This is a genomic window from Vibrio sp. A1-1 (genome assembly GCF_021728175.1).
GTDB lineage: Bacteria > Pseudomonadota > Gammaproteobacteria > Enterobacterales > Vibrionaceae > Vibrio > Vibrio diabolicus.
This window is the reverse complement of the sequence record NZ_JAKKCL010000001.1, coordinates 557,715-576,837: the sequence shown is the minus strand read 5'-3', so window position 1 is coordinate 576,837 and position 19,123 is coordinate 557,715. Positions and strand designations below refer to the sequence as shown.

The window sequence follows — 19,123 nt, the reverse complement described above, 5'->3', positions numbered from 1 at the left end:
TTTTTCTATCGATCATCTGGACTTCAATATGCGTGAACTCGATACCCTTGCATCTGACAGCTACAACCAACGCTTTGGCGGCACACGTCGTCTTTACGGCAATAGTGAAGTGGACATTCTTCGCGCTGCACACGTTTGTGTGATTGGTATTGGTGGTGTAGGTTCATGGGCGGTGGAAGCGCTGGCTCGTACGGGGATCGGTGAGCTGACTCTGATTGATATGGACGATGTTTGTGTCACGAACATTAACCGCCAAATTCATGCGATGACGGGTACTGTTGGTCAAAGCAAAATTGAAGTGATGGCCGAGCGCATCAAGTTGATCAACCCGGAGTGTAAAGTTAATCTGATTGATGATTTCATTACGCCAGACAATCAACATGAGTACTTAAGTAAAGAGTTTGATTACGTGTTGGATGCGATTGACAGCGTAAAAGCGAAGGCGTCTTTGTTGGCGTATTGCCGCAGCAACAAGATCAAAGTGATCACCACGGGTGGCGCTGGTGGTCAGGTCGATCCAACGCAGATCATGGTCGCTGATTTAACGAAAACGATTCAAGATCCTTTAGCTAAGAAAATCAAAGAGACTTTACGTCGTCATCATAACTTCCCTAAGAATCCGGCTCGTAAGTTTGGTATTGATTGCGTGTTTTCAACCGAGCAGCTGAAGTATCCTCAAGCAGACGGTTCAGTGTGTGGTGTGAAGTCGACAGCGGAAGGTCCAAAACGTATGGATTGCGCTAGCGGTTTTGGTGCGGCGACTGTCGTAACTGCAACGTTTGGCTTTGTCGCGGTATCGCGAATCGTTGAGAAGTTGATTTCAAAATATAAGAAGTAAACTAGAAGAAGAGCGCATCATGACAGATTTTCCCGTTTCTCCATTTGGTACAGATATCACCAGCGAAGACATTGTAGCGACTATGCAGCAATTTAAAGGCTGGGAAGATCGTTACCGTCAGGTTATTCAGTGGGGTAAAAAGCTGCCACAAATGCCAGAAGAGCTGAAATCAGAACAAGTTACCGTTTCGGGTTGTGAAAGCTTGGTGTGGTTAGTGAGCCAAGAGCAAGATGGCGTTTGGCATTTTTGTGCGGACTCCGATGCGCGTATCGTCCGTGGGTTGATTGCCTTGGTAATGGCAGCTTATGACGGTAAAACGGCCGATCAAATTCAAGCATTTGATATTGATGCTTATTTTGATCAACTGGGGCTTGTCTCCCATTTAAGCCCGTCACGTGGTAATGGCTTGAAAGCTATTGTAGAGCAGATTAAGCAAACCGCCGTGTAACGAGTCATTTTCCCAATTCTTAAAAAACGCCGAATAGCCTAGCTGTTTGGCGTTTTTTGTATCTGAGTTGAGATATTTTTTGCATATGGATAAAAAGTATGCAAATGGTCGACTATTTTAGCGTTAATTAACCATTCTATTGATCCTGGTTCATTATATTGCCCACTTGGTTTTTATAAACTCAATTGTATTTAAAATTTGTCTATATTAGATAATAGACATATGCCCCATTCGCTCCTATTCCCCAATGTGGAAACACACTTGGAAGCGATTGGGTTACTTAGATACAAATGCTAGGAACCTCCCTATATGCAATTCACCTTGGAACATGCGCAGGACGTGTTATCCGGAATGCCAGACCCCACTTTTATTCTGAGTGAAGATGGTATCTATATTGATGTTTTTGGAGGAACAGACAAAAAAGCCTATCACGATGGAAGTAATTTGATAGGTGAGACGCTGCACAGCGTACTTGAGAAAGATAAAGCTGACTGGTTTATCGAACAGATAAATCGGTCACTGAAACAAGACAGTATTGTGACGATCGAGTACAAGATGTGCGCCGACAGCATTCAGGGAATAGATGCTAACAGTGGGCCAAGAGGCGACCTATACTACGAAGGCAAGATCTGCCCACTCGCTATAAAATACCGAGGTCGTCGCGTTGTCCTTATTCTTACACGCAACATCTCCAATCGCCACCGAGTTGAAACCCTTCTTCGCCATCAAAGCCAAATTGATGCTCTTACCAACATCTACAATCGACGTGTCTTTTTCGAAAAGCTCACAGAAGAAGTTATTAAATCCCAAGCTCCGGATTATCACTCCGCGTTGTTATTATTTGATTTGGATTTTTTTAAAGTCATCAATGATAAACGTGGTCATGATGCGGGGGATTATGTCTTAGAGACGTTAGCTGATTTGGTTTCTCACTTACTCGTCAAAGACGAAATTTTTGCAAGAGTCGGAGGGGAGGAGTTTGCGATTATTTTGCCAGAAACTTCTCTGTCGGCGGCGAAAGAGGTAGGAGAGGAAGTACGTTCCCACATTCAAAATTGTCAGTTCGAATTTGAAAAGATTGAAATTCCGGTCACGGTGAGTGTAGGCGTGGTGGAAATAGGCAGAAATGAAACCACCAAACGTTTGTATGCGCATGCAGATAGAGCGCTTTATGCTGCGAAAAGAAATGGCAGAAATTGCGTGGCGACTCTGGATAGGCAGATGGAGTAACCTTGTTGGTTACTCCAAATCAAACCGTTGGCGTTATAGTATGTCGACGGCTTTTTCTACGGCGGCGATGAGTCTATCCACATCTTCAGCCGTGTTATAAATACCAAAAGAAACGCGTACCGTGCCTTTAACGTTTAGCGCATCCATCAATGGGTGAGCGCAGTGGTGTCCTGCTCGTACCGCAATGCCTTGTTGATCGAGCAGCGTCGCCATGTCTTGGTGATGAACGCCGTCCATGACGAACGTCAGTACAGAGGCATTCGGTTGATAGCCTAGAATATGGATGTCATCCAACGCGCTTAGTGCTTGGTAGGCTTTATCCTGAATCGCATGGAGATGATCCTCTACTTCGTGATGGTCAAAACCTTGGTACCACTCAATGGCTTTCGCTAGAGCAATCGCGCCCGCAACGTTTGGTGTGCCCGCTTCAAATTTACCAGGAAGTGCAGAAAACGTCGTTTTCTCGAACGAAACGCGTTCAACCATTTTACCACCGCCGTGCCATGGTGGCATGGCTTCCAAAAGTTCAAGCTTGCCGTATAAAACGCCAATACCTGCTGGCGCATAAAGTTTGTGACCTGAGAAAACGTAAAAATCGATATCTGATACCGATAAATCAAGCTGCTCATGGACGATGCCTTGAGCGCCATCAATCACAACAACCGCGCCAACGCTGTGCGCTAGTTCAGTGATTTGTTCGATAGGTTGTCGTGTGCCCGTGACGTTGGTGATTTGCGCACAAGCAACAATTTTACAGCGGTCAGACAGAAGCGCCTCAAATGCACTGATGTCGAACTGGCAATCTGATGTCATTGGAACTTTTATGACTTTGGCGCCCGTTTGCTCTGCCACGATTTGCCAAGGCACGATGTTAGCGTGGTGCTCCATCTCGCTAATCAAGATCTCATCACCCGGTTGTAACGTGCTGCGGGCGTAAGTCTGAGCAATTAAGTTCAGTGCTTCGGTTGCGCCCCGTGTCCAAATGATCTCTTTAGAGCTGTTTGCACCAATAAAGTTTGCCACTCGTTCTCGTGCCGCTTCAAATTGGCTGGTGGCATTAGCCGTTAAACTATGACTGCCACGGTGAACATTGGCATTTTGCGCACTGTAGTAATGACTGATGACATCAATCACACATTGCGGTTTTTGCGTTGTCGCTGCGCTATCTAGATACACTAAGGGCGTATCGTTGACGGATTGATTTAGAGCGGGAAATTGCTCACGTACAGCATTTACGTCAAACATTATTCTTCACCAAGCTTATGGTAATGCAGAGTAGGCAGAGGGATCATTGGTTCAGCAACTGACCATGCGTGTTTTTTACCTGAGAGTTGAATGATTACTTCCATTGCGAACTCTAAAGCAGTGCCCGGACCTTGACTGGTGATCAGGTTGTGGTTGATATCAAAGGTCACGCGTTTGCTGCGCCACTTCTCTTCCGGGATATGTGACTGAAAGCTCGGGTGACAGGTCATCAGTGATTGTGGGAAAAGATCATGGTGTTGCAATACCAACGCTGGTGCTGCGCAGATAGCAGCGACCAATTTTCCCTCGTAGATGTGCTGCTTAAGGATTTCTATCATCACCGTGCTATCACGAAAAATTTCTGCACCACCAACACCACCAGAAAGCGCTATGGCGTCAAACTCATCATCAGCGATATCGACCAGCTTACAATCGGCTGTTAGTGTGACTCCGCGAGAAGCTTTCATCGTCAATGAGCCATCAAAAGCAGCACTCGCTACTGTAACGTCATAACCCGCGCGAACCATCATGTCGATAACGGTGACGGCTTCCATTTCTTCGGTGCCCGGAGCGATTGGCACTAAGATTTTCTTACTCATTGTTCTGTCCAGCTTTGTTCTATTTGTTTGATGCGTTGGTAAAGTTTTAAATTCTCAGGCGTATTGATGTGATGTTTCTCGGCAGCCTTTAACAAGTATCCGGTTATAAAATCAATTTCCGTTCGACGCTGATGGAATACGTCTTGTCTCATTGAAGAATAGTTCTCAGCTGTGGCGTTCACCACTTGCATTACCGTATCGAAAAGAGAGCGAAACTCGATAGCAATACCTTCTTTACTCATTACTTCAACCAGTTCTTGAGTGATGCTTTCGAGTTGTATCTTAAACTCGGGCTGCGCAAGTTCACCATTCTTACACTGGAGAATCGCAGTCAGTGGGTTAATCGCGCAGTTGATCGCTAACTTAGTCCATAACGCAGATTGGATGTGTTGATTCCAAATGGCCTCTGGAAGAGCATGATGCATAACATCTTGCAGAAAAGCGCACTGCATTCCTTTGTCATTATAACCACCCACTTGCGTTGTTCCGTGACCGGTATGCAGTACGTGTTGGTTATCTGGTTTGTATGCGCCGTGCGTCGTTGTGGCGAGCACGATCGGATTGTTTGGCAGAGCCTTCTCCACGCCAGAGGCGGTACCCATACCATTGTGCATCAGCATGATAATCGTGTTTGCGTTGATATGAGGCAGTAAAGGCTGGATGGCGTCTTCCATTTGCCAAGCTTTTACCGTGATCAAAACGAGATCTGCTTTATTTACGGAGGAAATATCTTGATTGCTGAATACGATTGCGGGTGTGTCATCCAACTGAAGTGATTGTTGTCTCTCTGAACTTCTTCCCCACAATGAAACATTGTGTCCGGCAAGCTGAAATTTTGTTGCCCAGAGTGAGCCCACCGCACCTGGACCGAGGATAAGGATATTCACCAAACGCTCTCATTAAAAAGGTTTGCTGCAAGGATAATGAGGGAAAAAAGGAAAGCAAATAAAAATGGCGCCGAAAGGCGCCATTTTTGAGCAAACTTAGTGGTTCAATTAGAACTTGTAAGTTACAGCTAGGTAGTGGCCAAAGCCAGTTGACTTAAACCCATCAGTATCTTTGATACCGTACACGTCTTTGTAGCCTTTTAGACCGTAACCCACTGCGAAGCGGTCTGAGTGCCAGTAGATACCGTTGAACATTGCACCACCGTTTGACGCGGTTGAACCAAATTTGTTACCTGCATCATCATCCATACCGAATTGGTAATCGATGTAGCCTTGGTAAGAAATGAATGAACCGTTCTCGAAGAAGTAGAATGGTTTGAACCAGTTAGTCGAGATTTGGAAACCGTTCCAATCCTTTTTATTGCCGTCGTAAGTGCCGTATAGGTTAACACCAACTTTACCAAACCAAGGAACCATTACGTCAGAACCTAGACCGATTTTTTGAGAGTTAACACCAGAGTTACCACCCCACTCGATTAGAGTTGCAACGTATAGTTCTTGAACCGGACCGAAAGATAGGTCTTTACCAGTTACCGCATCTAGAGACATACGTGGAGCGAATTTCATAAAGATCTTCTCTGCGCCAGCTTTGTCGCTACCTGGATCAGAAGTTAGGTTAAATACATCAACGTAGCCGTAAAGGTCGAAGATACCAGAGCGGCCGCCGAATTCCATTTCTAGGTAGTCGTGTGAAGACTCACCTGGAAGTTCGTCAAATGCACCCATTAGGTTAAATTGCATCCACTTGTAATCGTTTTTGTGGATATCGCCGTCAGAGTAATCTGCCGCCATAACTGGAGCTGAACTAGCCGCTAGAAGGCTAAGAGCTAAAAGTGATTTACGCATAAGGGGACTCTCTATGTTTGTAATGATTCAGAACACGCAATCTGTGCTGCGCTTTCCAATTGGCGGGAATAATAGCGATAAAAATCCCAAATGAAAGTGATAAAGGGTGCAAAATTGAACGTTTTTGGTGAGTTGCGTCACGAAATTGTCTTTATTTACGGAACTTTTTATTTGTTGCATTTAATTGCAATAAATATGTGATTTGGATCGTTTGCGTAAGCGGTTTTATGACTTTTTAAGCCAGTCGATTAACCAACATAAATCGTTAGTGATCGGAGTGATAAGGGATTCGTATGTATCGGTGAATCAAAGAGGACGTTTGAATGAAAGAAGTCATGTTATTCCCACTCACTTCAGTTGTACTCCCTGAAGGTAAAATGAACCTGCGCATTTTTGAGCCACGATATAAGCGAATGGTAAAGGAATGCAGCCTACAAAATGTGGGTTTTGGAGTTTGCTTAGTAGGTAGTGAAGGTGACCCTAAAGACGTGGGAAATGTTTCATCTATCGGAACTTTGGTCAGGATCGTTGATTTTGAAACACTCAGTGATGGTCTTCTTGGTATTACAGTCGCTGGTGAGAAACGCTTTGTTGTCAAACGAGTTCGTGCAGATGCGGACGGCTTACGCCATGCAGAGGTCGAATGGTTAGAAAATTGGCAACATCCAGACAACTCACCAGATTTCTTCTATTTAAGCAAGCAGTTATCCCATGTTTATGAAGAGTTTCCTCAACTTGGAAATCTCTACCAGCATCGTTTTTACGATGACTCAGCTTGGGTGACCCAGCGCTGGCTTGAATTACTTCCTTTAGACTGCAATCTGTTCGAACAGCTCGTTGGCGCAGAGAACTGCATTCCTGCGTTGCAATTTCTGACAGAAGCCATAGAAGCCCCGACTAACAAAGAGGCAAGGATATGAAAGGATTTAGCAGAGCTGCGCTAACTATGGTGGCGGCATTAGGACTGGCGGCGTGTGGCTCCGACAGCGACACCATTGAGTATTCCAATTTGCAAGCAGTACATGCGTCTTCTGATGCGCCGCTTGCAAATGTGTGGATAAACGATAAATCATCATTGACAGGTGTTGATTATGGTATGGGTTCTGGTTACATGAAGTTACGTGAGGGTATGAACTCAATTCAAGTTGATGTTCAACTTCCAGGCGATGAAACCGCGACTGTAATACCTAAAACAGAATTAGATCTCGATTCAGACCTCAATTACAACGTGTTCGTTGTTGGTGATGCCGATGGTTCGCCAAACCCAGTAGAACCTTTAGTTGTGACTCGCAGCGCCGATTCAATGGCTGATGCCAATAGTCTAGATGTTCAAGTTGTTCATGCAGCGTCTGGCGTTCCTGCCGTTGATCTCTACGTCACTGAGCCCGGGGCTGATCTTGCTAGCGCGACACCGCTTATGAATCTTGCATATAAAGCATCTACAGACGTATTGAACATCCCCGCTGGTGAGTACCAAGTTCGACTTGCTGTTGGGGATAGCGTTGCTTTTGACTCGGGCACAATATCTCTTGCTGCTAATTCAAACTTGACGATTGCCGCTATCAGTACCGGAGATTCAAATAGCACGTCACCAGTTAAGTTGTTGGTATTGGATGGTTCAGGATCTTCTATAATCGAGGATATGGGCAGCCAAGCTGAAGTAAGAGTTGGACATCTTGTTGATGGAGCGCCAATCGTCGATGTCAACGTTAACGGGGCGGCCTTCGGTCCTCTTGCCGACTTAGCGTTCAAAGAGATTCGTGGTTATTTGGATCTCGATGCTGGCGCTTACGATATTGACGTTTACGTGGATGGCACAACAACCAATCCTATTATCGATGTTGACGGATTAATGGTTGCGGGCGGAATGGATTACAGTGTTTACGCAGTCGGTGTTGTGAGCCCAGCGATTGATATCGAACCTCTAGTTGTTGAAGACATGAGACGTGCAGTGGCAACTAGCGCGACGCTGAATGTGACACACGCGGCGGCGAATCCCGTAGCGGAAATGGTGGATATTTATCTCACTACAAGCGCTGGAATAGATGGAAGTGATCCAACTATTGCTAATTTTGCGTACAAAGATAGCGTTCAGGGATTATATGTCGCTGAAGGTACCTATTATTTAACCGTGACAGTGGCAGGCGATCCAAGTACGGTTGCTGTTGATTCAGCAACAGTCAATGTGATGAATGGTGTTGTGTATCAGGTGGTTGCCATTGATGATGGGAACAACGGTGGCTTCAACTTGTTGGTTGATGACGTTACCGATTAGGACGAATGGGAGGAGATGACTCCTCCCTAAAATTAAGGCCGATTATGATGAGTGATAGCCCAAAAAAACTGGGGCGCAGTGATTGGAACGATTACATGGACAAAGTGAAGGCTCGAGATAAAGACGCGTTCGCTTTTGTATTCCGTTTTTACGCACCCAAGCTGAAGCAATTCGCTTACAAACATGTTGGTAATGAGCAAGTTGCTATGGAGATGGTGCAAGAGACCATGGCGACAGTTTGGCAGAAAGCGCACCTCTATGATGGGGAAAAGAGCGCGTTATCGACTTGGATATACACCATAATCCGAAACCTATGCTTTGACCTGTTGAGAAAGCAGAAAGGTAAGGAGTTACACATTCATTCTGATGACATTTGGCCGTCAGAATATTATCCACCAGATCTTGTTGATCACTATTCACCAGAGCAAGACATGTTGAAAGAACAGGTGGTTAAATTTTTAGATATTTTACCGAAAAATCAGAGAGACGTTTTACAAGCGGTGTATCTTGAAGAGCTACCTCATCAGCAGGTCGCTGAATTATTTGATATACCCCTCGGTACCGTAAAATCCAGGCTGAGGCTTGCAGTAGAAAAGCTAAGGCATTCAATGCATACGGAGCAACTATGAACAAACACCCAGATAACAGCTTGTTAGAAGCATACGCTTCGGGAAGCATTGATGCAGTTTCTGGTCTTGTGGTCGCAACCCATTTAGAAACATGCACCAAGTGCCGAGCTTGTGTGAACCAAGTTGAAGCCAGCCAAGCGAATATCGTGAGCGACATCCCCTCTGAATATGTCCCTGAATTCGACGATATGTTCAATGATATTATCAATGCGGAGCCAGCGACAGATAACATCGTTATCCGAGATCCTGCCGCAGTGAATGTTGCAGGAAAGAGCTTTGAGCTTCCCAAAACCTTAGCGCGTTTCTCTGACCTCGTAGGGTCATGGAGAAGTTACGGAGGCAAGGTTTTCAGTGCTCAGATTGATCTAGGGGAAGATGCTCGTGTTAGCTTAATGTACATCGGAGAAGATGTGCAAATCCCTCAACATACGCACAAAGGCTTAGAATCTACATTGATCCTACATGGTGGGTTTAGTGATGAGGACGGCCAATATGAAGAGGGCGACTTGATGATTCGAGACGCGTCAGTGAAGCACAGCCCTTACACTAAGGCCGGAGAAGATTGCTTGTGTTTAACCGTACTGACTGAGCCGATGATCTTTACTCAAGGTGTGGCACGTATATTTAATATGTTTGGCAAAGGGCTATACCCATAGACCTCTTATCTTATATCTCGCAAAACAAAAACCACCGAATTCGGTGGTTTTTTGATGCGCATCTTAGTGCTTGTGACGTGCTTTTTCCAATAGAGCATCAAAGTAATGTCGTAGCGAGTACAACATAATCAAGCTTGGCACGACCATAACAGCGGTAAGCACAAAGAACGTGCTCCAGTCATTGAGGTAGTCCACCAGTTCTCCACTGAAAGAAGCAAGAGTCGTTCGTCCGAAGTTGCCCAAAGAGGCAAGCAACGCATACTGAGTTGCCGAGAATGCTTGTCCGGTTAGAATCGTCAAAAATGAAACAAAAGCGACAGTTGAGAAAGCAGTCGTAAAGTTATCGACAATTATGGTTGCTAAGTATAGGTGCTCATTTGGGCCTACCGATGCAATCCAAGCAAACATCAAGTTGCTGGCAGACATAGCAATACCACCGATCATTAATCCACGTACAATACCAAACCTGACGTTGAACATGCTTCCGACAAAGGTAAAGAAGATAGTGGCTCCCCATCCGATCAGTTTGGAGTAATAACCAATTTGTTCGTTACTAAAACCAATATCTTTATAGAACGCGATCGACATCCTGCCTAAAAACGCTTCGCCAATTTTGAATAGGAAAACGAACAGCAAAAGAGTAATCGCGACACGGACGCCATTGCGATTAAAGAAGTCAAGGAAAGGTTCTACAACAGTCACAGTAAACCAAGCCACGACTTTTGAACCAACCACTTCTTTGTGGCGTTGTTCAGCGGCAGACTGAAGTTGTTCGCGTTGAGTCTTAGGCTCTCCGACTAAAATCGTAAAGACCATTAGAATACCGACTATCACCGCCATCCCGTAATACACGCCATTCCAACCGACACTATCAGCATTAACAAACGCTAAATAACCTGGTAATGAATAACCTGTCCACCAGCCAATAACTGCCATTGCAGAAGCTTGTGGCAGCTTAGATTCTTCTGATTTTGGGAAAGTATCAATACGAAAAGCATCAATCGCAATGTCTTGTGTGGCTGATGCGGTTGCAATACACAAGGCGAGTAGAGACGCAAACACCAAGTTCTCTGCTGGATTCACGCCCGCAATAAATACCGTCGCGACGAGTACAATACTTTGACAGAAGAAAATCCAGCTACGCCTTTGTCCAAGTAGTCGATAGAGCACTGGTAGCTTCACCCGGTCTACGAGCGGCGCCCAGAGAAAGTTAATTGCATAAACCGCAAAGACACTACCAAAGTAGCCTATTGCGGATAGGGTCAAACCAGCGTCTTTTAGCCAGCCAGACATATTTGAACCGATAAGTACCCACGGAAAGCCGCTAGAGCAGCCCAACATGAAAACCCACATGAGTCGTTTATCGAGGTAACTTTTTACCGTTTCCAACCAAGTGATGGAAGGTAATGAAGACATAAATCAATCCAATAAAATGAAGCCGTTGAAAGAGAAAGCCCTTCGATTATTCAAAGGGCTTATCGTTTTGGCTATTTAAGTAGTGTTGCTTTAGTGATGACGATTTGAGTCTCGGGAACATCACGCATACCGCGAGTCGTCTTAGTTGGCTGTTTTGCCATTTTTTGGATAATGTCGAATCCTTCCGTGACCTCGCCAAATACCGCATAACCCGGTGGACGAGCGCCGTAGTTTAGAAAATCATTGTCGACTAAATTGATAAAAAACTGACGAGTAGCAGAGTCAGGCGCGTTGGTGCGCGCCATTGCAATCGTCGCACGGTCGTTATTTAAACCGTTATTACCCTCGTTTTTGATTGGAGCGTAAGTCTTCACCATTTGCATATCTTGGTTAAAGCCACCACCTTGCGCCATAAAGCCTGGAATAACGCGGTGAAAAATAGTGCCTTCATAGCTACCGTCTTCTACATATTTTAGGAAGTTCGCTACCGTAATCGGCGCTTTCTCTTCATTCAGTTCGACAGTAAATGAACCTAACGTTGTTTCAAACGCCACTTTTGGTCCAGCCCAAACGCTGCAGCTGAGTAGCGCGAGAGAAAGAATTGCCTTGCGTAACATTAGAAACGCTCCTGCATGTATTGACGAAGCTCAGGATCATTGGCAATTTCTTTAAGTGTTAATGTCACTACATCATTCAGTGTTTGCTCAATGTCGGCATCAGACGCACTCAATGTGCCAGAACGCTTCGCAGTGCCTGTGTAAGTTTTGACCAGTTTACCTTCTGGTGTTTCTGCGGTGATTTCAAGCACGACTTTCGCATCCATCTCATTTTCCATCACCGAATGTTTTACGTTAACTAATGCTTCTTGAACGTTTAATTCAATTGCATTGTTGCTGTTTAGATCGGCATGGAAGCCTTGAGATGAAAACTGCTTCTCTAATGCTTCTTCTAACGCAATACGTAAATTCTGTTTAGCATGAAGAGGAAGAATGTTCGAACGGCCGTTATCCACCAACGCCACGTACTGCGCTGCACGTACATCTTTGCTGGTCAAACTGTAAGTCTTGCCTTGAACAATTGGATTGGTGCTCAGTGTGCTTTCTGGCATCAAATTCAGCTGAGGCTGTTGAGGCGCTGAACACGCAGCAAGCAACGCAACCGAAGCCGCAAGTACCAATTTTCTCATTTTATTATTCCTTTTAACTATTTTGCTAAAGCTTATTTTGCGCTTAATTTAGCAGGATTTTTTGTGGCCTGTAAAATCACAAACTTATTGTTGGAAGCGATAAGTTTCACATTCTTATCGCCAAACAGCCGTTTTAGTTTTGCGTCGTAACCAAGATGACGATTTCCAATCACCAGTAACTTACCACCTTCACTTAATACTTGCTTTGCATCACAGAACATTTGCCAAGCAATATGATCGGTGATTGCCTGCTGTTGGTGAAAGGGTGGGTTACACATAATCATAGAGCAGCTGTTGTGTTTAAAACCGTCCAAACAATTGTTTGCAACACACTGTATGTCTCTATCTTCACCAAGGTTATCTAGCAGGTTCTGCTTCGCGGACTCAAGCGCCATAAAGCTTTCATCAACACATGTTAATCGAGCATTCGGATTCAGCTGACCAAACTTCACAGACAGAACACCATTACCGCAACCGAGATCGATAACATTATCTATCAATGGGTCTTGAGGTAGGTGCTGCAGCATAAAACGCGCACCTAAATCTAAGCTTTCTCCTGAATAGACATTTGGCATGTTCTTGAGTTCGATATCTTCGCCATCAACGCGCCAAGTAGTGAAAGGGCTCACTTCAATTGTTGGTTCAACCGTTGCTTGAGCAAATACCAATCGGTGCTTTTTCCATGCCAGAGATGTTTTTGTCTCACCCAAGTATTTTTCAAACAGTTTTAGCGTTGAAGTATGAATGTCTTTCGCTTTATTAACTGCAATGATGGGGCAGGATGCAGGCAGTGCTTTTCTTAACTGACTGAGTATCCAAACGAGGTGACGGTTACTTTTTGGCAGTTGCAGCAATACGAGATCAGTATTGGAAGGTACGGGGTCCATCGTGGTTGCAAACGCTACCTTATTGCACTGGTTTTGCTCAAGGTTCTGCTGCACACCTTTATGAGAAATGAAAGAATCACTCATTAGCGTCACATGGTGCTTTTCTGAAAACCAGCAGGAGAGGGCACCAAAGCTGTCATTAATCACGAGGATGTTTTGATTGTCTGGCAAAGCAAGTTCTTCAACATGATTAATAAGATACTCATCACCGGCATCCCACGCTTGTAGAGTTTCATTGCTGCGTTTTGGGAAACGATGAAGTGTTAAGCTTCGCTCGTGAATATTCAGTTCGGTTTTCATAGCTAAATGTAAGTTGATTTAGAAATTAAGTGTTATTGTCGCAAATGATGACGTGTCGAGATACAAAAAGCTGTCAAATTTTACGTGTTCAGTGGTGGTCGCTCTCTAGGCATGTTCATAGCGTCAAGCGCTTTGAAATCAGTTGAACGTAAAATGCATCAATAATGAGAGTGATGTTTGAGTGATACACGTCTGCTTTACTTAGGTATATACTTATGGAATTCGCATCAATGAGGAACGAATATGATCCAAGAAATCATAGAGAAGAAACTACACAGTGAGCTGCAACCAAGCTATCTCAAAGTGATTAATGAGAGCTACATGCATAATGTGCCACCAGGCTCGGAGAGTCACTTCAAAGTGATTGTTGTGAGTGATTCGTTCGCGGGACAGCGTTTGATTGGACGCCATCGCCAAGTTCATCAAATTTTGGCAGATGAGCTGGATAACCACATTCATGCACTAGCTATCCATACATACACTGATGAAGAGTGGAAGCGTGAACAAGATGGCGCTCCTGATAGCCCTATGTGTATGGGGGGCGGTCACTAAAGACGCAAAATATAAAGGTGCAGAGAAAAGGTGGCTAAGGCCATCTTTTTTCGTTTTACATTCTTTAGGGGCATTGATGTGGCACAAATTCTGGTTAAAAAATGTGTTAACAGTGTTTCAACAAATGAATGGAAATTGCAGGATATTTCAGGCAATGAATATGACTTTTCCATAAGATATGTATGGAATATGGCATTTGTGCGATCGGTCAAAGTTATGACTATTCTTTGACCTTTTAGACCTGATTCTACCGAAATAACCCCTCTATTCTAATGATTGGTCATGGCATCAAGTTCCTAAAAAATGCTAGACTACGGCACCTGATAAATCTCGCGTATTCCTTGTGACGAGATTTTTAATAGGATGTTGCGATTTTGATGTTTAAAACAACATCAAAACCGGACACTGATGTCGTGTCTAAAAGTTACGCAATCAAAAGAATCTTTTTCCCGATAAAAGTAGTGCAAGTGCGTATGATTACAATAAAGAAGGGCTTGGATCTTCCTATCGCAGGAACTCCATCCCAGGTGATTAATGATGGTAAGACCATCAAAAAAGTCGCCTTGCTTGGCGAAGAGTACGTTGGCATGCGTCCTACCATGCATGTCCGCGTTGGTGATGAAGTGAAAAAAGCGCAAGTTCTTTTTGAAGATAAAAAGAACCCTGGCGTGAAATTTACTGCACCAGCAGCCGGTAAAGTGATCGAAGTTAACCGTGGCGCTAAACGTGTCCTTCAATCTGTAGTGATTGAAGTGGCAGGTGAAGAGCAGGTGACATTTGATAAGTTCGAAGCCGCTCAACTTTCAGGTCTAGATCGTGAAGTGATCAAGACTCAGTTGGTTGACTCTGGCCTATGGACCGCTTTACGTACTCGTCCGTTTAGCAAGGTTCCTGCAATCGAGTCTTCTACTAAGGCTATTTTCGTAACTGCAATGGATACTAATCCACTAGCAGCTAAGCCTGAGTTGATCATTAATGAGCAACAAGAAGCATTCATTGCTGGTCTAGACATTCTTTCAGCCCTGACAGAAGGCAAGGTTTACGTATGTAAATCTGGCACTAGTTTGCCACGCTCTTCACAGTCTAACGTAGAAGAACACGTCTTCGATGGCCCTCACCCAGCAGGTCTTGCTGGCACCCACATGCATTTCCTATACCCAGTGAATGCAGAAAATGTGGCATGGAGCATCAACTACCAAGACGTTATCGCGTTCGGTAAGCTGTTCCTAACTGGTGAGCTATACACAGATCGTGTTGTGTCTCTAGCTGGTCCAGTTGTGAATAACCCTCGTCTAGTTCGTACCGTAATCGGTGCAAGCTTAGATGACCTAACAGATAACGAGCTGATGCCTGGCGAAGTTCGTGTGATTTCTGGTTCTGTACTGACAGGTACACATGCAACTGGTCCACACGCATACCTTGGCCGTTACCATCAACAGGTTTCTGTATTACGTGAAGGCCGTGAGAAAGAACTATTTGGCTGGGCAATGCCTGGTAAGAATAAGTTCTCGGTAACTCGCTCTTTCCTTGGTCACGTATTCAAAGGTCAGTTGTTCAATATGACAACGACGACCAATGGTAGTGATCGTTCAATGGTTCCAATTGGCAACTACGAACGCGTAATGCCTCTAGATATGGAGCCTACTCTGCTGCTTCGTGATCTATGTGCAGGTGATACAGACAGTGCTCAAGCACTGGGTGCGCTTGAACTGGATGAAGAAGATCTAGCATTGTGTACCTTTGTATGTCCAGGTAAGTACGAGTACGGTACGTTACTTCGTGAATGCCTAGATACTATCGAGAAGGAAGGGTAATTTTCATGGCTCTTAAAAAGTTTCTTGAAGACATCGAGCATCATTTTGAGCCTGGTGGTAAACACGAAAAATGGTTTGCCCTGTACGAAGCTGTAGCAACAGTTTTTTACACTCCAGGTATCGTAACAAATAAAAGCTCGCACGTTCGTGATAGCGTTGACCTAAAACGTATCATGATCATGGTTTGGTTTGCGGTATTCCCAGCAATGTTCTGGGGTATGTACAACGCAGGTGGCCAAGCTATTGCAGCGCTTAACCACATGTACGCTGGTGATCAACTAGCGACAGTTATCTCTGGTAACTGGCACTACTGGCTAACTGAAATGCTGGGCGGAACGATTGCCGCTGATGCAGGGGTTGGCAGTAAGATGCTACTAGGTGCGACCTACTTCCTACCTATCTACGCAACAGTATTCCTTGTTGGTGGTTTCTGGGAAGTGCTTTTCTGTATGGTGCGTAAGCACGAAGTAAACGAAGGCTTCTTTGTTACTTCTATCTTGTTCGCACTTATCGTTCCACCAACGCTACCTCTATGGCAAGCGGCACTAGGTATCACATTTGGTGTTGTTGTTGCGAAGGAGATCTTCGGTGGTACAGGTCGTAACTTCCTTAACCCTGCACTTGCAGGTCGTGCATTCCTATTCTTCGCTTACCCAGCGCAAATCTCGGGTGACGTAGTATGGACTGCAGCTGACGGCTTCTCTGGTGCAACTGCTCTTAGCCAATGGGCTCAAGGTGGTAACGGTGCTCTAGTTAACACAGTAACTGGTTCTCCTATCACTTGGATGGACGCTTTCATCGGTAACATCCCAGGCTCTATTGGTGAAGTATCGACTCTAGCTCTAATGATCGGTGCAGCGATGATCGTTTACATGCGAATCGCTTCATGGCGCATCATTGCGGGCGTAATGATCGGTATGATTGCAGTATCGACTCTGTTTAACGTGATCGGTTCTGACACTAACCCAATGTTCAACATGCCATGGCACTGGCACCTAGTTCTAGGTGGTTTTGCATTCGGTATGTTCTTCATGGCAACGGACCCAGTATCAGCGTCATTTACTAACAAAGGTAAATGGTGGTACGGCATCCTGATTGGTGCAATGTGTGTGATGATCCGTGTAGTTAACCCGGCGTACCCAGAAGGTATGATGCTGGCGATTCTATTCGCGAACCTATTCGCACCTCTGTTCGACCATGTAGTGATTGAGAAGAACATCAAGCGGAGACTAGCACGCTATGGCAAGTAATAACGACAGCATTAAAAAGACGCTGGGTGTTGTTATCGGGTTGAGCCTTGTTTGTTCAATCATCGTATCAACAGCAGCAGTAGGTCTGCGTGATAAGCAAAAAGCTAACGCTGTCCTAGATAAGCAATCAAAGATCGTTGAAGTTGCAGGCATTGACGCGAACGGTAAGAAAGTACCAGAGCTATTTGCTGAGTACATCGAACCTCGTCTGGTAGACCTTGAAACAGGTAACTTTACTGAGGGTAATGCATCTACGTACGATCAGCGTGAAGCATCAAAAGATGCAGAACGTTCAATCGCATTGACACCAGAAGAAGACGTCGCTGATATCCGTCGTCGTGCGAATACAGCAGTGGTGTACTTAGTAAAAGACCAAGATGAAGTCCAAAAAGTTATCTTGCCTATGCACGGTAAAGGACTATGGTCGATGATGTATGCCTTTGTAGCCGTTGAAACTGATGGTAACACTGTGTCTGCTATTACTTACTACGAGCAAGGTGAAACTCCTGGACTTGGTGGTGAAGTAGAGAACCCTTCATGGCGCGATCAATTCATTGGCAAGAAATTGTACAATGAAGATCATCAGCCAGCGATTAAGGTCGTGAAAGGCGGCGCACCGCAAGGTTCTGAGCACGGTGTTGATGGTCTATCAGGAGCAACGCTCACTAGTAATGGTGTTCAACACACATTTGACTTCTGGTTAGGTGACAAGGGCTTTGGTCCTTTCCTAGCAAAAGTTCGTGACGGAGAACTTAACTAATGTCTAGTGCACAAAACGTTAAAAAGAGCATTCTAGCGCCAGTATTGGATAACAACCCAATCGCGCTACAAGTTCTTGGTGTATGTTCTGCTCTTGCAGTAACAACTAAACTAGAAACAGCTTTTGTAATGACGCTAGCGGTAACATTTGTAACTGCGCTGTCTAACTTCTCTGTTTCATTGATCCGTAACCACATTCCTAACAGTGTGCGTATCATCGTTCAGATGGCAATTATCGCATCGCTAGTAATCGTGGTAGACCAGGTGCTAAAAGCTTACCTATACGATATCTCTAAACAGCTATCTGTATTCGTTGGTCTGATTATCACTAACTGTATCGTAATGGGTCGTGCTGAAGCGTTCGCAATGAAGTCTGCGCCAGTACCCTCTCTTATTGACGGTATTGGTAACGGTCTAGGTTACGGTTTCGTTCTTATCACTGTAGGTTTCTTCCGTGAGCTATTTGGCTCAGGCAAGCTATTTGGCCTAGAAGTTCTACCTCTAGTGAGCAACGGTGGTTGGTACCAGCCTAACGGCCTAATGCTACTAGCACCATCAGCATTCTTCCTAATCGGCTTCCTTATCTGGGTAATCCGTATTCTGAAACCAGAACAAGTAGAAGCGAAGGAGTAAGGACGTCATGGAACATTACATTAGTCTGTTAGTTAAATCGATTTTCATCGAAAACATGGCTCTGTCTTTCTTCCTAGGTATGTGTACTTTCCTTGCCGTATCTAAGAAGGTTAAGACCTCTTTCGGCCTAGGTGTTGCAGTTGTGGTAGTACTGACTATCGCTGTTCCTGTGAACAACCTAGTATACAACCTAGTTCTGAGAGAGAACGCGTTAGTTGAGGGCGTGGACCTTAGCTTCCTAAACTTCATCACCTTTATCGGTGTAATTGCAGCACTTGTACAGATTCTAGAGATGGTTCTAGACCGTTTCTTCCCACCTTTGTACAACGCGCTAGGCATCTTCCTACCGCTGATCACAGTAAACTGTGCAATCTTCGGTGGTGTATCTTTCATGGTACAACGTGACTACAACTTTGCTGAATCTATCGTTTACGGTTTCGGCTCTGGTGTGGGCTGGATGCTGGCAATCGTTGCTCTTGCAGGTATCCGTGAGAAGATGAAGTACTCTGACGTACCTCCAGGTCTACGTGGTCTTGGTATCACATTTATCACTGTAGGTCTTATGGCGTTAGGCTTTATGTCTTTCTCTGGTGTTCAACTGTAAGTCGGGTAA

21 protein-coding genes are annotated in these 19,123 nt (G+C 44.8%); 13 read left to right on the top strand and 8 right to left on the bottom strand.

Annotation, left to right across the window (positions count from 1 at the left end; all coding sequences use genetic code 11):
* Positions 1-28: 28 nt before the first annotated feature.
* From tcdA to L3V30_RS02705, 3 genes are all read left to right on the top strand, one after another.
* Positions 29-838 carry a tRNA cyclic N6-threonylcarbamoyladenosine(37) synthase TcdA gene (gene tcdA / locus L3V30_RS02715; protein ID WP_237308269.1) on the top strand — a complete coding sequence of 270 codons (810 nt, stop codon included), beginning with the start codon at positions 29-31 and terminating at the stop codon, positions 836-838.
* Between the two features lie 19 nt (positions 839-857).
* Entirely contained in the window at positions 858-1,286 is a 429-nt protein-coding gene (gene csdE / locus L3V30_RS02710) for a cysteine desulfurase sulfur acceptor subunit CsdE (protein WP_053809816.1), read from the top strand.
* A 309-nt stretch (positions 1,287-1,595) separates the two neighbouring features.
* On the top strand, positions 1,596-2,516 hold the full coding sequence (locus tag L3V30_RS02705) for a GGDEF domain-containing protein (protein WP_237308268.1): 921 nt from the start codon (positions 1,596-1,598) through the stop codon (positions 2,514-2,516).
* A 33-nt stretch (positions 2,517-2,549) separates the two neighbouring features.
* Here L3V30_RS02705 and csdA read toward each other — a convergent pair whose 3' ends face one another.
* The 4 genes from csdA to L3V30_RS02685 all read right to left on the bottom strand — a co-directional run bounded on the left by csdA (position 2,550) and on the right by L3V30_RS02685 (position 6,153).
* Positions 2,550-3,761, bottom strand: coding sequence for a cysteine desulfurase CsdA (csdA, locus tag L3V30_RS02700; protein ID WP_237308267.1), 1,212 nt, complete (start codon positions 3,759-3,761; stop codon positions 2,550-2,552).
* Positions 3,761-4,360: a DJ-1 family glyoxalase III gene (locus L3V30_RS02695; RefSeq protein ID WP_006742560.1), complete on the bottom strand. Its 600-nt coding sequence runs from the start codon at positions 4,358-4,360 to the stop codon at positions 3,761-3,763. The genes csdA and L3V30_RS02695 overlap by 1 nt, the downstream gene beginning before the upstream one ends.
* Positions 4,357-5,247, bottom strand: coding sequence for a 2-dehydropantoate 2-reductase (gene panE / locus L3V30_RS02690; protein ID WP_237308266.1), 891 nt, complete (start codon positions 5,245-5,247; stop codon positions 4,357-4,359). The genes L3V30_RS02695 and panE overlap by 4 nt, the downstream gene beginning before the upstream one ends.
* 108 nt (positions 5,248-5,355) lie before the next feature.
* Positions 5,356-6,153 (bottom strand): outer membrane protein OmpK, encoded by a 798-nt coding sequence (locus L3V30_RS02685; RefSeq protein WP_237308265.1) that lies wholly within the window; start codon positions 6,151-6,153, stop codon positions 5,356-5,358.
* A gap of 323 nt (positions 6,154-6,476) precedes the next feature.
* Here L3V30_RS02685 and L3V30_RS02680 point away from each other — a divergent pair, with 323 nt between their 5' ends.
* The 4 genes from L3V30_RS02680 to L3V30_RS02665 are packed head-to-tail and all read left to right on the top strand — an operon-like array spanning position 6,477 to position 9,713.
* Complete coding sequence (locus tag L3V30_RS02680; protein ID WP_170891056.1) at positions 6,477-7,073, top strand: LON peptidase substrate-binding domain-containing protein; 597 nt, start codon at positions 6,477-6,479, stop codon at positions 7,071-7,073.
* Positions 7,070-8,428, top strand: coding sequence for a DUF4397 domain-containing protein (locus L3V30_RS02675; RefSeq protein ID WP_237308264.1), 1,359 nt, complete (start codon positions 7,070-7,072; stop codon positions 8,426-8,428). The genes L3V30_RS02680 and L3V30_RS02675 overlap by 4 nt, the downstream gene beginning before the upstream one ends.
* Positions 8,429-8,472: 44 nt before the next feature.
* A complete protein-coding gene (locus L3V30_RS02670) occupies positions 8,473-9,057 on the top strand; it encodes an RNA polymerase sigma factor (RefSeq protein ID WP_005380255.1) in 585 nt (194 codons plus the stop codon).
* Positions 9,054-9,713, top strand: coding sequence for a ChrR family anti-sigma-E factor (locus L3V30_RS02665; protein WP_237308263.1), 660 nt, complete (start codon positions 9,054-9,056; stop codon positions 9,711-9,713). Before L3V30_RS02670 ends, L3V30_RS02665 begins: the two co-directional genes overlap by 4 nt.
* 63 nt (positions 9,714-9,776) lie before the next feature.
* Here L3V30_RS02665 and L3V30_RS02660 read toward each other — a convergent pair whose 3' ends face one another.
* The 4 genes from L3V30_RS02660 to L3V30_RS02645 form a co-directional block, all read right to left on the bottom strand.
* Positions 9,777-11,129 carry an MFS transporter gene (locus L3V30_RS02660; protein ID WP_006742554.1) on the bottom strand — a complete coding sequence of 451 codons (1,353 nt, stop codon included), beginning with the start codon at positions 11,127-11,129 and terminating at the stop codon, positions 9,777-9,779.
* Positions 11,130-11,200: 71 nt separating this feature from the next.
* Complete coding sequence (locus tag L3V30_RS02655; protein WP_176320099.1) at positions 11,201-11,746, bottom strand: peptidylprolyl isomerase; 546 nt, start codon at positions 11,744-11,746, stop codon at positions 11,201-11,203.
* Positions 11,746-12,315 (bottom strand): YajG family lipoprotein, encoded by a 570-nt coding sequence (locus tag L3V30_RS02650; protein WP_012841484.1) that lies wholly within the window; start codon positions 12,313-12,315, stop codon positions 11,746-11,748. The genes L3V30_RS02655 and L3V30_RS02650 overlap by 1 nt, the downstream gene beginning before the upstream one ends.
* A 32-nt stretch (positions 12,316-12,347) precedes the next feature.
* On the bottom strand, positions 12,348-13,502 hold the full coding sequence (locus tag L3V30_RS02645) for a methyltransferase (RefSeq protein ID WP_124008440.1): 1,155 nt from the start codon (positions 13,500-13,502) through the stop codon (positions 12,348-12,350).
* A gap of 243 nt (positions 13,503-13,745) precedes the next feature.
* Here L3V30_RS02645 and bolA point away from each other — a divergent pair, with 243 nt between their 5' ends.
* The 6 genes from bolA (at position 13,746) to nqrE (ending at position 19,114) form a co-directional block, all read left to right on the top strand.
* Entirely contained in the window at positions 13,746-14,054 is a 309-nt protein-coding gene (gene bolA / locus L3V30_RS02640) for a transcriptional regulator BolA (protein ID WP_005380262.1), read from the top strand.
* 473 nt (positions 14,055-14,527) lie between these two features.
* Complete coding sequence (locus tag L3V30_RS02635; RefSeq protein ID WP_041853022.1) at positions 14,528-15,868, top strand: Na(+)-translocating NADH-quinone reductase subunit A; 1,341 nt, start codon at positions 14,528-14,530, stop codon at positions 15,866-15,868.
* Between the two features lie 5 nt (positions 15,869-15,873).
* Positions 15,874-17,118: an NADH:ubiquinone reductase (Na(+)-transporting) subunit B gene (locus L3V30_RS02630; protein ID WP_006742551.1), complete on the top strand. Its 1,245-nt coding sequence runs from the start codon at positions 15,874-15,876 to the stop codon at positions 17,116-17,118.
* Positions 17,108-17,878, top strand: coding sequence for a Na(+)-translocating NADH-quinone reductase subunit C (locus L3V30_RS02625; protein WP_006742550.1), 771 nt, complete (start codon positions 17,108-17,110; stop codon positions 17,876-17,878). Before L3V30_RS02630 ends, L3V30_RS02625 begins: the two co-directional genes overlap by 11 nt.
* On the top strand, positions 17,878-18,510 hold the full coding sequence (locus L3V30_RS02620) for an NADH:ubiquinone reductase (Na(+)-transporting) subunit D (protein WP_005380269.1): 633 nt from the start codon (positions 17,878-17,880) through the stop codon (positions 18,508-18,510). The genes L3V30_RS02625 and L3V30_RS02620 overlap by 1 nt, the downstream gene beginning before the upstream one ends.
* A 7-nt stretch (positions 18,511-18,517) precedes the next feature.
* Positions 18,518-19,114, top strand: a complete 597-nt coding sequence (nqrE, locus tag L3V30_RS02615; RefSeq protein WP_005380270.1) for an NADH:ubiquinone reductase (Na(+)-transporting) subunit E — start codon at positions 18,518-18,520, stop codon at positions 19,112-19,114.
* Positions 19,115-19,123: the final 9 nt, after the last annotated feature.